The sequence below is a fragment of the Vibrio sp. OPT18 genome (assembly GCF_015163615.1).
Taxonomy (GTDB): Bacteria; Pseudomonadota; Gammaproteobacteria; order Enterobacterales; family Vibrionaceae; genus Vibrio; species Vibrio coralliirubri.
Genome location: NZ_JADDYK010000034.1, coordinates 1 through 11,637 on the forward strand (window position 1 = coordinate 1; position 11,637 = coordinate 11,637).

Consider the following 11,637-nt stretch of genomic DNA (forward strand, 5'->3'; position numbering starts at 1 on the left):
CAAGCTGGCCTTTCTAATTGAGCATATCCCTCGCCCACGTTGTTGTATGCTCTAGGCCCTTGGCAGACCCTCAACATAATTCATCACCATAATACGCAGTGATTGTATGTGAAATCTGAGGGGTTTCAGTGCCTTAGTCCTTACGAATTTTGCACACAACGCCGGATTAAGTCCTTAATGTCGTGGGTTTTATGGATTTTGGCTGCACGTTTATGCACGTTGCGTTCAATATTGTTGGCTATACTTGGTTTTCGTGTCTCTGATTTTTACGCTGACGTGTCGCCGTTTCCAGAGACTTTCTACTACAAACACACTTTATGAGGAGGAAAAAAACTTTGCACGCTTGTCTTAATTTTTGAAGGAGATCACATGCTCACGCCACACTTTGCGGATCTCGTGCATCATCACTTTGATGATATCCACGACGCCGCGGCCTTTTTTCATGTTCAACCGATCACGGTCCAACGTTGGCTCTCAGGTGAAGTCCCTGTGAACCCGATGGCCGAAAAATTGATGAACATCCACGCTCGCGGTTATTTGCCATTAGACCATCGTTGGAATGGATTTAAGGTGCACTTTGACCGTGCCACCTTGATCACGCCTGAACGACGCGAGTTTAATCCGAAAGAATTGCTCAGTTTTGCGTATTGGCGCGACGAACATCGTCAGCTCGTCGAACGCCACGGTCGAATCGATTCCCCAAAGTTTTACCCACCTAAAGAGCATCCGTTGCCATTTCGTGGCGGTCGCCGTATGCCGGCGAAACCTTGGGTGCCCACCAAATTCAAATAACAGCAAACACAACACCCACACCTAATAACGTTACTCGCTCTCCAAGGCTTCGACCTGCCATCTCACCACTAGTTAGCTATCTTATGCTAGCTGATGCCTTTTGATGCCCATCAACATAAATAATTTTAGAGGCTACGCCTATATCTTGCAGATGCTGATCTCTTAGTTGTTGAACTTTTGCGTATTTTTTTCCAATAGAACCAACATCTATCAACAGGAAATATCCTCTCTCGGTGTCATCAGCTTTTTTGTAGATTTCTAATTGCTTCTCATAACCATGGACTACGCTACCATTAGTTGAAAGTTTTATTTCAACTACTACCTTAGAACCAAAACCTTGAGATAACTTAAAATCTACTGGACCATTCCCTGAATCAGCTTCAGGAGATAAGTCCAAATCGTTAGCTTTACAATAGCTGTATGCAACAGCAAATAATAACCTTTGAGCTGCCTTTTCTTTTCTCGGTTTACCATCTTCAGCCCAAAGCTCTTTCCACAAGCCTTTGTGTTCAATCAAGTCTTGGAACTGTTCTAAAATTTCTTGAACAATGGCATCAACATCATCAAGAGTTAATTTTTTGTTTGAAAACTTAGAAAGGTCTTTAGGATGATTTAACGCTATAGATGTAAGAAGCTTACGCCAAAATATTTCCCCTTCCTTGTCAGTATGGAAATCATATGGTTCAGGGGCAGCACTTTGTACCAATTCCAACAACGTTTCGAATGACGCTTTGCTTTGTAGCGCTGCTATTTTGGCTTGATCTTTTTCTTTCCTAGTCATCGACGTCCAAATACCACCGATTTTTTGGTTCAGTTGTTCACGAAGCTCTTCATTTTCACGTGCTACTCGTCCTATATCACTCCAATCGGCTGCAAAAGGTAAAGCTCTAACAACATCACAAGGAACTAATAAAATACCTTCCCCAGTAATGGGACTCTCAACCAATTCATAACTTTGGTTCTTTATTTTGAATTGTTTTGTCGGGAGATTTAAAGTTCTATTGACTCTCGATGTAAATGCTACGAGCGCATCAATAATGATGTTGGTGGTCATATCACTTATACGGTCAGGACCAATTCCATCCTCGAATAATGCGAGTGCCATAAACATATCAACATCATCAATACCCAAGTCGATTATTTCTTTAGCAGTATCTAGCGTAGCTTCAATAAGCTCTGGTCCGAATCCAGAACCACGAACAGACGCTCCATAGCCTAGGCAAGTATTACTTACTTCTGAAAAGTTAAATTTTTTCTTTGCAGCTTTCCAACACACATCATTTTTTGTTTTGGATTTACTTAATAACTTAATAATTTCGCCAAACCTACTTTCATAAGCGACGGTTGCTTGTCTGCTCATTTCAATATGAGAACTTTGAAATAACAAGAGAGGATCGATAAACAAACGCGTATCTACATCCAATTGAACATCTACTACCCCCAACACATCTAACTGTTTAGGGTCGATGTTGAATGCTGTAGATAGCGATGTTGGTGTTTTTATCTTAGCCAATTTATATCTCCACAATCTATAACTTAACCATACATATATGGGGGGTATTCTTATGCAATCAAGTGCGATTAGGTGCAAATGTTTAATTTAAAAAGCAGAATCCAATAAATGAATTCGACTTTTCCAGCGTGGTAACCATAAGTACACTGTTTAGTTGAGCAGGAAGATTTGAACTGGAACACATCCCCTAGCCCTTTATCCTTTAGCGCGACGAACTCTGTTTAGCTTCTTATGCCCTCGGTAAGCTTACTCGCTTTAGTAATTAGACCACGTTAACGGTCCTCAAAAAGAGCTTAACTCGAAATACAGAGCACCTATTTACCAGCCAATTACCAATCATTGGCATTATTAGGTTCGAACCTAAAGCGATTAGGGTAGAAATAATGATACCGACTAAACTCTAAAAATTTGAAATTATGAATAAACACTATTGTTTTCGCATAGTGTTTATTCACTAGATGACGTGATTTATCAAGGTGAGAACAACATAATTTCGTCGTTTGTTACACCAAACGAAGGGCATAAAGTCACATCATTCAAGAAATCTAACTTTAAACGGATGATGCCAAGACAAGGGAGTTACTTTGCTATTTGTTTTCTATCAAATAGGAGAATTCATTTTTATGATTTCTCGAAGTTGAAGCAAATTCCTCGCTAAAATCAGAAAGCCTGTCTATGTACTCATCAAAAATAAACTGTAGAGCCTGTCTAGTTTCACCCACCGCTGTATAAATAGTATCTACATCGTTAACTGGATCGTATGGCGGATAAGCAGCTTCACACTCTTGTCGAGCGCGCTCCGTCTTATCCAAAATATCTTGAAGCTGCTTCAAGTTCTTAACACCAAGTGTTCTAACCTCTTTAACAAGTTCAGAAATATCAGAACTACTATCAAGTATGCGCCCTGGAAACTTTAACTTCAGAAAAGCTAGCAAACTATCCAATTCAATATCTTGAGACATTATAAGTGCATCACTGTGATCTATCGCTTCCGCGACTTTGGATTGATATGCTCTTCTAGCGTCTCTGATATGTTGAAATTGGTCATCTGCTGTTTCAAACAGACCTGAAAGTGCATTTAGTTTGCGTCTAAGATGCTTAGGGACGTCGGATTCCTGTTTATAACTCAAATGATGCGCAACTAAAGCCCATGCATCTTGAAGGATTGTCCTTACCTGAATTTCACATCGATAGTTTCTGATTTCATCATAGCGTTCACCTACATAACTCTTTTTTAGTTGCACGATGTAATGAAGAGCGCCATAGCCAAACCTATCTACTTCTGAATCTTGAACTTTATCGACTTTTTCAACTATTTCAAATGACTTTTCGATTAGTTCTTCAATAGCACTACGATCTTGCTCATACAAGAATACTACCCGTGTACCAGCAAAGTCAGTAATAGATTCAAATGGATTTCCATATTGTTTTCGATGAATTTTTTCACAAAAGCTTTCCAAAGATTTACTTCGTGAAGAAATCGAAGCTACTTCAATTTCCGTTTTAGACAAGCTCTTTTGTAAAATATAATGAACTTCTTTACATAAAAGATGATAGCTCTCTATGTTTTCATAATAATTTCTAATAACTTCTGGTGATTCTTTCCAGACTTTATCTCTATAATTTTGCAATAATACCTCCAAAAGTGCATAACAGCTGTTAGATACAAAATCTCTGTTTAAACTTAGGGTCTATATATTTATTTTTAGCAAAAGCGAAAAGATACAAATATATACTTAAATAAAACTGTTACTTAATGGTTACATACAGATTGAATGCCAAAGCTCTTATGTAAATCTCATATACTTACCCAAACATCTAATACCACTTAAGGATGATGCAGAGTGTGTCAAATCTGAGAGATCGAGAGTTTGACACACGTATGTAAATCAGTTCTAAATGCTTTCTAATTACCTGCTTCAATTGGTTTTGTGTCATCATCAAAGTGAGGATAAACTGAATAATCGAAGTCTGCGGGAAGAAACTTATTAAAATTTTCCCTGATTTTTTTATGATCTATACCAGCTCTATTACGCCAATAAAGTTGATTGTTCCCCTCGATCTTCTGTAATAAGTATTCTGCAGACTCTTTATTGAAAAACCGTAGGTTTGGTAGTAAGCAGTTAGTAAACCTTGAGTCAGCAGTATCAAAGCCCCCACTACGACAGTAATAAGAAGATATCAGTTTGGCATATTGCATTTCCCACTCTTCACTGTCCGATAACTCAGACAAGTATTTCCATTGTGACTCTGAAAAATCGGGGTATGCTTCACTCTCTATCCAAGTAGTCAAATAATCAAAATGATTTAATAAGTCACCTCGAGTAAACCAACCACATGTGCGTCCTACATCCGTATTTTCTGACGCATGTTGAATTTTCAATTTTGCGTCCTCAGTCAAAAGTACATAAAACGATTCATTCATGGACAAGTAGTGGACTAAGTAATCTAATGGGTTTCCATTGGATGCGATGTTACTGTAATAATCTTGGTCAGCAACAATAAGGTCAGCTAACTTATTTTTGTGGCGGCTTGTTATTACTCTAATTACGTTTAGATTTAGTATTCTATTCTCATCACATTTATCGTTAGCTACTTTGAATGTCAATTTCCATAGCGTTCTATATAGAGCAAACTCGACCTCATCTGTCATTCTATTTAAGTAGCGGCTTTCGATATACCTCTTAACTTTCTCTTTAGTATTCAAGGCTTCTTTTGATTCATCAAGATCTTCTAGTATTTCAGTTATGACTTTTTGCGTATAAAATGGTGGTTTTATAAGCAACCCTTCTAATGTGTTTCGAATCAAAGAGCGTACGGTTTCTTTATTGGGTTTATGAAGCTCTAAGTTTCCTCTAAGTACTGGGTGTGCACATAAATGTCGCTGCTTTTGCAGGTATCGAATATTTTCATATTCTGCGCTATCTATAAGATTCGTTTTATTGAAAACCTTATCAACAATACCTAACTCCCAACTTGAAGATCTAGCATCTTCATCTTGAATAGCCCTAACTTCATCCAAAATTTCTTTTGCTGCGGCATCAGAATATAAATCTACTAGATATTGTAATTTGTATACAATATCTGAAATTGAAACAGCCCATAACATCACTACAGATGACCTATATGACCCGACTTGATAAGAAGTTAGAACTTCTTCAAAGTACTCTTTAGTTTTACCAAAATGAATCTGGTCTTTCATCGATTCGATTTCGAAATTTTTCATTAGTTATTCTCTATTTTAGGAAGTTAGCGAGCTACCAAGTGGAAGTTAGTGGTTGACTACAATCTTGAAACGATGAGATCTTTAACCTTAAGTTAAAGGATTATACCTATTAACCTTATCTATAACAGTGATTTAAATCATTTGCTGTGAAACTAAATGCTAAAAACTAAAGCCCTTATGAGTTGAATATAAAAATAGCTATTTTTATAAGAAAGCACCTCCTTTGATTGGTGTGAATTACCGTTGTTTCTTGTATTTCTTAAGTGTTGTGTTGACCCTAACCACGCGCCCATTCTTGAGCGTATAACCTTTCTTAAGTTGGCCGTTTGGTCGGCGGCCTTTGCACTTATAACCTTTCTTAGCCATTGGGATCCTCCAGTTTTCGTATCCGTTGCTCTTGGTCTTGCTGCACTCGTTTAATCCAGTTGATGTCTGTTTTCAAAGCTGCAATCGTGCCAAGGCTTGAGACTCCACCTGTGATCAAAGCGATGATTAACGCATCGATGTACGCCATCACTTCGTTTTCCATCGAGATGCGTAGTATTCAAGTAGGTATCGCACCATGGCACGCATGCCTAGCGTATCGACAACAACGGCACCGACTACAAACCAATAAGGGTTAGGGATGTTCTGCAGTGCATTGAAGCCTTGTTCTACATATGGCGCGTAATTGGGAATGAAAGACAAGATGATTGGTACGAAGACGACTAACAGGATAAATTCATCCTTAAACCCCCTATCTCGAATGCTGATATCATCAAGGTTACTGGCCTGCTCTTCGCCATTTTGTAATCGACGCACCCTCGCCTGATGCTTCTCATTTTCGAGTTCATCTTTACGCTTTAACGCCTCAGCTTTGTTTTGATTGAGCTGCTTATACGTCGCTACGCCACCGGTCACAAGATTCAGTAACGCGCTAATCATGGGTACACCAAACGATTCAATTCAACGTGTGGACCATCTCTAAGGCTCTTCCAATCACCGCCCCAAATGATTGATACTTCAAGCTCCCTAGCCGCTTGTTTAAAGGCTTTGCTGATCGCTTCGTAATACTTAAAGTCCCATGTCACCTTGTTGTTTTCATCGTAAGCCACGAAATCAATCGCATGGCCGGATTGATGGCGGCTTGGACGTTTGTGACCGTCAAGTTGGCTCAAGCCCTCCTGATAAAGTTGGTATTGGCGTTTGGCGGTACGTAGCCCTTCCGTGATACCGAAATCGTAAGGTGAGATCTGTAAGGCTCTACGGACCACTTTCTTCAAATCACCATGAACACCGAGCATTCGGGCTTCGCTACGAGCAGACAACACAAAGTTGCTGACCGACTCATCGATGGTTTTCTTATTCATAAGATACACTCCAGCCAGTAAGCCACTGGCGAGTAACACTATCCATCTCATTCGTCCTCCGATTTCATTAGGAGTCTCGAATGCAGCGTAACGCTGGCGTCAACGTTGGAGACGGTGATCTCAAGCTTGGTCGCGGCTTTCGGTTTGATAAGAAACAGTGGATAGCCATAAAGGGAATTCGAGGCAAAATACAGATACAAGAGACGAGAAGACACTTGCGTGTTGTTAGCCCTGAGAAATCTGATATAAACGATGCCAGGTTTCGCCAAAATCCGTGAAGAGCTACTGCTCTGATTATGTGGCGTTGCTTGCGCTTGCTTAAAACGCCTAATGGTCAAATCGAGCAATTCGACGTGACTTGAAAGTGGGAACGTCGCCTTTCGATTTGAGCCGAAAATGAATTTCATCTGATTGTCGTGTTTTGCTTCCACGTTCAACAAATCATCATTAGGGCTCTTAGGCTCAGGATTGGTTAATGACAGCATCATAGCGCTTCTCCTACTTTAAGGCGGTCGCTTGCGGTACCTTTCAAGCTAACGGCTTGATTGGTATTGAGCATCAAATGCCCGCCCGGGCGTAACTCCAAGAAACCTTGAACGATGGCCGAGCCTTCATTAGTGGCCAGAGCTTGTAAGATGAGCGCCTTTCTCGCGCTTTTCTCTTGAATGCGTTGATAGCCTCCCGTCATTAACAAGGTGCCATTGCCAATTCTGGCGAACGTCACACGTTCCGGCTCTGACGTGACTTTCAGTTCACTATTGGTGATGGTCGCTTGCACGTTTAGTGACGCATTTCCGACCTCAACATTCACCGGTTGTTGAATGCGTTCAACGGTCAACGGCTGTGTGATTTGGTCGACTGTTACTGGTTCGGCCACTCGATTGACATTGACCGGTGTTTGAACCTGACTAATCGTAGTAGGTGTTTGTATTTCTGATACTTTTAACGGAGTTACAATGTCACTAATCTTAACCGGATCGAGTAGTTTTCTAACGTTTATTGGCTTTTCAATTTCACTGACTAACAGCGCATTGTTAACGCTGATTTTCTGAGCCTTAGTCATGATCAGTAAATCCGACACTTGGTATTCAAAGGTCACATTTACGGGCTGATGATTATGTAATTCGAGCTTATCCAGCGCTGACACATCAACGGTGTCACCACCAAAGATCTCGACTGGTCGCATCGTATCGCCCTGCAGCAGTAACGAGTGCGTAGTATCGCGTAATATAAGGTACTTACCGGACTGACCCGCGTTAAACGTTAATGTGTGATCGGATTTAAGAGTGTGAGTCTGTTTCATGATGAGCGCCCTGCCATCAAAACACCGATCGTGATAATGGTGCCGATGATCCCCATTGTGAGAGACAGTTTCTTCAACATTGAATTGTCCGATTCTGAGGTACCAGTTTGCTCTCGAGATTTAGCACCATCGGCCAAAGCGATCGCCGCTTTAGTGGTTTCCGTTTGTTGGCCTGCCATCGACTTGATTGAATCAATCGCGTATTGGCTCACTTCGGATTGCTCTTCAAGCGCTGAAGCCCCAAACCCAAACGCTTCGTCAACGGTGTTGTCGACCACGCGCAGCGAGTTATCGACCATGTTCAATGAATCTCCGACGACCGATTCATTGACTCTCAAGGCTTGGGTGCCAAAATCAAACGCTTCTTCTGCAGTTCGTCCAGCAATGGCCATTGCGCCATGATCGGTCATGGTCAAATTGATGTCCGAGTCACTGACGCCCGACATCATCACGCCGGTATTATCGCGACCCACCGCAGCACTGCTGCTGGTATTCGTGGTCGTTGTGGTGTTGCTTTGACGACTTTTCGAAGAACTTCTTCCACCCATATCCGCTAACCTTATTTGTAAAACCCGTTCATCACCGCGACGTTCAATTTCGTGAACCGGTAATTTCAATCGTCTTGCAATGAATCGCTCGGCACCATCACGATAAAAATGCGCTCGTACCGAATCAAAGCCATGCTGTTTAGCATGCTCAACGGCGGCCAACGTGCCGGTGGCCATTTCTCCCGCCAGCCCCACAACAACCAACTCTTTGGTGTTGTTTTTTAGCTGCTCACCACGCAATAACATGACAGTGTCACTTACTTGGTACGTTGCCTCTAAGCCTTGTGCTACCTCAGTTTGTGCTTGTTCGTAGTAGTCTCTAAGTACCGGTTTTAACCGTTGCTGAACGGACGACCATGACGTGGGTTGTAGGCTAGCGTTTCGACAGCGCATACAACGCAAATAGCGCCATCAACACAATGAACCACCACGGCATTCCTTTGGATTCACCGATGCTGATGTGCCCGCCTTCGAATCCACTGTTGTTCGTGGTGTTACCTGACGTTCCAGAAGTCGCTGGCCCTGCCATACCACCTTGCAAGCCGCCACCACCCGTTAGTGATGTTAATGATCCGAGCATCATTGTCCTCCTTTAAACCAAATCCATGAGGCAATGATGAGCACCACAAACAACACTTTGGTTATTCCTTTGCTCGCGCTGATCCCGATAAGACTGCCCGTGCCTACGCCGCCTAATACCCAGAACACTAATGGCATGACCTTCTCCCTATTTTCGAAACGCGAGTACGCCCAATAACAGCACCACCACCAAACCAATTCCGCCACCGACATACAGCAAGGTTTGATCAGCCTCACGCTGCCCCTGTGGTGTGGTCACGGCGTTCCCTCTGTCATCGACGACAGGATGATTCGGTTGTTGAGTCTTATCTGGGTTAGTTGATTGGTCATTACTCGGAAAAAGCCACGACGCGTTTTCCCCCACGGAATCCAATGCACCCGACCCAAACTCTAAGAGATCATCAAAGAAGCTTTTCATCGCCGTTCCTTAGCCTGTGCCACTTTGCAGCACTTCAGGACGTGTGACTTTTACCGATTCCACTAAGATAGGTATCGATCCAGGGACATCCGTTGTCGTGACAGAAAACTTAAGGTTTGAGCTGTGTTGCGTTGGAAACAACTCATCAATAGAGAACCCGCGAACAATTGGGTCAAAATGGAAATAACCGTCTTGTGGCGTACGCTGATTACGCTTGGCATTGGCCTCTGAAATAAAGGTGTTGGCTTCGTACTCTTTGACAAAATCACGCTCTATTTCAAGCTTGCTGATGTTGTCGTGCATAAAGTGCATTCGCCTAATACTGATAAGTGGACTCGTTACCAAGTTGGTGAACTCGTTCTCGCCTTGAGCATTGGCTGGCATGGTTTCACGTTTGATCATGGGTACCAACACACGCATGGCTTGCGAATTACTCACCCATGCATGGACTTGAATCGATAATGCTGCGGCGTTGGCCGCCTTGCTCTTGAACTGAATATCGAGGTGAATGTTATCGCCAAGTTCCGTCACTAAACCGGTGTAACGCACTCCGTTTTTAGTGCGCGCCACAATGTCACTGAACGGGATAACAAAATGCCCCGCAATGGCATCACGTCGCTTATACCGCTCTAGCATCAACAGCTCTTCGCCACTCAGGACATAGATCTCTTCTGCATTCAGAGTGATCGCGATGCGTAACATATCTGCCGCGCTCGCGTTGGTTTCGAGGATAAGTTCGTGGTATGTCGGGCCATTAGGGATAGGCAACGTGCCTTTTTGTCCCCACGACGCGCCAACCATCGAATTGAGTTTGATAGGTTTGACTGACATCGTGATCCCCTTTAGAACCAGCCAGAACGACCGAGTAACTTATCTAGGCCACCGACTTTATTATTCACGGCAAAGACGATTGCACCCGTCGTTACCGCCGCAATTCCGGCGACAATCGCCACGTTTTTCACATTCAATCTCATGGGAGTTCCTTTGGAATGATTGATGCTGTTAACGTGGCTCTTTCATATCAGAATCACCACTCCCTAAAGCCTGTTAGGTAAAGGGTTTAACCTATTAGGTTACCTTTATCGGTTTGGGTAGATTTTACCTTGCTGCCATTTCCCTAATCCTGGGGATTTGAGGATGTAATCGGCGAACTTTTTACGCCCTAAATGCTCGCGGTCAACGCAGCTTTGCAGTGAAAGAATGGCGTCGATTGGAATGTCGAAATACTCTGAGATGTACTTAGCGTTGCGCCTTGAACTGACCGCACCCACATACACATATTTGGATTCATCAAGCACCGTCTTTGGCACTTCTTGGCCACGTTGAAACGTCGCATGCATAACCAAACCAAACCCGCGGCCACCGGTCCATAACTCCCCAGCAATACCATCGAGTTTGGACGGTGAATGCGTGAACTTGGCTAACTCTTCAATCACGCAATGCAGCTTTTTAGGATGGTGGCCATTACCCAATGACCACACCATATTAGCGAACTGCTCAAGGTTCTCTCGCGTCCTGTCTTGTTCAACCAACGCCAAACGAAACGCGGCCTTTTTCTTACGAGCAAACCACGCTTTATGATAGAACTCGTCAAAGCTGTAACACGCTTGCACGCGACCACCTTTAAGTGGTGCCTCAAGATGCTCACTGTAGGGATCAAACATTACCACTTGAGACTGGCGCTCAATGAAGTTAAGCCGGCGAATTGCCGTGGTTTTACAACTGCCCGTCGTCCCCATATAACAAACATGCTCGGCATTGTGGGCGTTATTCTTGTTCACTGGATTGGGCAGCTTCACCATCAGCCTCCTGTGGCGTTTCCGGCTCGGTTACCTCAACTTGGGCTTGCTTCAATTGACGCACTTGTTTGGCACACCCGCCGATCAAGGTCATTGAGGCCATCGCAAAG

16 protein-coding genes are annotated in these 11,637 nt (G+C 43.0%); 1 reads left to right on the top strand and 15 read right to left on the bottom strand.

Features of this window, described 5'->3' with window-relative positions:
- Positions 1–369: 369 nt before the first annotated feature.
- Entirely contained in the window at positions 370–792 is a 423-nt protein-coding gene (locus IQQ51_RS07820) for a phage protein (protein ID WP_193840754.1), read from the top strand.
- A 76-nt stretch (positions 793–868) separates the two neighbouring features.
- Here the strand turns inward: IQQ51_RS07820 and IQQ51_RS07825 are convergent, their stop codons facing one another.
- From IQQ51_RS07825 to IQQ51_RS07890, 15 genes are all read right to left on the bottom strand, one after another.
- Entirely contained in the window at positions 869–2,305 is a 1,437-nt protein-coding gene (locus IQQ51_RS07825; protein ID WP_193840755.1) for a hypothetical protein, read from the bottom strand.
- Positions 2,306–2,892: 587 nt separating this feature from the next.
- Entirely contained in the window at positions 2,893–3,936 is a 1,044-nt protein-coding gene (locus IQQ51_RS07830; RefSeq protein ID WP_193840756.1) for a GTP pyrophosphokinase, read from the bottom strand.
- A gap of 275 nt (positions 3,937–4,211) precedes the next feature.
- Positions 4,212–5,531 carry a hypothetical protein gene (locus tag IQQ51_RS07835; protein WP_193840757.1) on the bottom strand — a complete coding sequence of 440 codons (1,320 nt, stop codon included), beginning with the start codon at positions 5,529–5,531 and terminating at the stop codon, positions 4,212–4,214.
- 358 nt (positions 5,532–5,889) lie between these two features.
- Positions 5,890–6,060 carry a hypothetical protein gene (locus IQQ51_RS07840; RefSeq protein WP_193840789.1) on the bottom strand — a complete coding sequence of 57 codons (171 nt, stop codon included), beginning with the start codon at positions 6,058–6,060 and terminating at the stop codon, positions 5,890–5,892.
- Complete coding sequence (locus IQQ51_RS07845) at positions 6,045–6,455, bottom strand: hypothetical protein (protein WP_193840758.1); 411 nt, start codon at positions 6,453–6,455, stop codon at positions 6,045–6,047. The genes IQQ51_RS07840 and IQQ51_RS07845 overlap by 16 nt, the downstream gene beginning before the upstream one ends.
- Positions 6,452–6,880: a M15 family metallopeptidase gene (locus IQQ51_RS07850; RefSeq protein WP_193840759.1), complete on the bottom strand. Its 429-nt coding sequence runs from the start codon at positions 6,878–6,880 to the stop codon at positions 6,452–6,454. Before IQQ51_RS07850 ends, IQQ51_RS07845 begins: the two co-directional genes overlap by 4 nt.
- A gap of 47 nt (positions 6,881–6,927) precedes the next feature.
- Positions 6,928–7,368 (bottom strand): hypothetical protein, encoded by a 441-nt coding sequence (locus IQQ51_RS07855; protein WP_193840760.1) that lies wholly within the window; start codon positions 7,366–7,368, stop codon positions 6,928–6,930.
- Positions 7,365–8,183 carry a hypothetical protein gene (locus IQQ51_RS07860; RefSeq protein ID WP_193840761.1) on the bottom strand — a complete coding sequence of 273 codons (819 nt, stop codon included), beginning with the start codon at positions 8,181–8,183 and terminating at the stop codon, positions 7,365–7,367. Before IQQ51_RS07860 ends, IQQ51_RS07855 begins: the two co-directional genes overlap by 4 nt.
- Positions 8,180–9,124, bottom strand: coding sequence for a hypothetical protein (locus tag IQQ51_RS07865; RefSeq protein ID WP_193840762.1), 945 nt, complete (start codon positions 9,122–9,124; stop codon positions 8,180–8,182). The genes IQQ51_RS07860 and IQQ51_RS07865 overlap by 4 nt, the downstream gene beginning before the upstream one ends.
- Positions 9,105–9,311, bottom strand: coding sequence for a hypothetical protein (locus IQQ51_RS07870; protein ID WP_048613587.1), 207 nt, complete (start codon positions 9,309–9,311; stop codon positions 9,105–9,107). The genes IQQ51_RS07865 and IQQ51_RS07870 overlap by 20 nt, the downstream gene beginning before the upstream one ends.
- A complete protein-coding gene (locus IQQ51_RS07875; protein WP_193840763.1) occupies positions 9,311–9,448 on the bottom strand; it encodes a hypothetical protein in 138 nt (45 codons plus the stop codon). The genes IQQ51_RS07870 and IQQ51_RS07875 overlap by 1 nt, the downstream gene beginning before the upstream one ends.
- Before the next feature lie 10 nt (positions 9,449–9,458).
- A complete protein-coding gene (locus IQQ51_RS07880) occupies positions 9,459–9,728 on the bottom strand; it encodes a hypothetical protein (protein ID WP_193840764.1) in 270 nt (89 codons plus the stop codon).
- Between the two features lie 9 nt (positions 9,729–9,737).
- On the bottom strand, positions 9,738–10,559 hold the full coding sequence (locus tag IQQ51_RS07885) for a major capsid protein P2 (protein ID WP_048668537.1): 822 nt from the start codon (positions 10,557–10,559) through the stop codon (positions 9,738–9,740).
- A gap of 11 nt (positions 10,560–10,570) precedes the next feature.
- Positions 10,571–10,702, bottom strand: coding sequence for a hypothetical protein (locus IQQ51_RS27745; protein WP_016787086.1), 132 nt, complete (start codon positions 10,700–10,702; stop codon positions 10,571–10,573).
- Positions 10,703–10,807: 105 nt separating this feature from the next.
- On the bottom strand, positions 10,808–11,509 hold the full coding sequence (locus IQQ51_RS07890) for a hypothetical protein (RefSeq protein WP_086775908.1): 702 nt from the start codon (positions 11,507–11,509) through the stop codon (positions 10,808–10,810).
- Positions 11,510–11,637 lie beyond the last annotated feature (128 nt).

Bases quoted from the DNA above. Each gene is read 5' to 3' on its own strand.
- IQQ51_RS07820 (WP_193840754.1), top strand. From the start codon at position 370: ATGCTCACGCCACACTTTGCGGATCTCGTGCATCATCACTTTGATGAT.
- IQQ51_RS07835 (WP_193840757.1), bottom strand. From the start codon at position 5,531: ATGAAAAATTTCGAAATCGAATCGATGAAAGACCAGATTCATTTTGGT.
- IQQ51_RS07840 (WP_193840789.1), bottom strand. From the start codon at position 6,060: ATGGAAAACGAAGTGATGGCGTACATCGATGCGTTAATCATCGCTTTG.
- IQQ51_RS07845 (WP_193840758.1), bottom strand. From the start codon at position 6,455: ATGATTAGCGCGTTACTGAATCTTGTGACCGGTGGCGTAGCGACGTAT.
- IQQ51_RS07850 (WP_193840759.1), bottom strand. From the start codon at position 6,880: ATGAATAAGAAAACCATCGATGAGTCGGTCAGCAACTTTGTGTTGTCT.
- IQQ51_RS07855 (WP_193840760.1), bottom strand. From the start codon at position 7,368: ATGATGCTGTCATTAACCAATCCTGAGCCTAAGAGCCCTAATGATGAT.
- IQQ51_RS07860 (WP_193840761.1), bottom strand. From the start codon at position 8,183: ATGAAACAGACTCACACTCTTAAATCCGATCACACATTAACGTTTAAC.
- IQQ51_RS07865 (WP_193840762.1), bottom strand. From the start codon at position 9,124: ATGCGCTGTCGAAACGCTAGCCTACAACCCACGTCATGGTCGTCCGTT.
- IQQ51_RS07870 (WP_048613587.1), bottom strand. From the start codon at position 9,311: ATGCTCGGATCATTAACATCACTAACGGGTGGTGGCGGCTTGCAAGGT.
- IQQ51_RS07875 (WP_193840763.1), bottom strand. From the start codon at position 9,448: ATGCCATTAGTGTTCTGGGTATTAGGCGGCGTAGGCACGGGCAGTCTT.
- IQQ51_RS07880 (WP_193840764.1), bottom strand. From the start codon at position 9,728: ATGAAAAGCTTCTTTGATGATCTCTTAGAGTTTGGGTCGGGTGCATTG.
- IQQ51_RS07885 (WP_048668537.1), bottom strand. From the start codon at position 10,559: ATGTCAGTCAAACCTATCAAACTCAATTCGATGGTTGGCGCGTCGTGG.
- IQQ51_RS27745 (WP_016787086.1), bottom strand. From the start codon at position 10,702: ATGAGATTGAATGTGAAAAACGTGGCGATTGTCGCCGGAATTGCGGCG.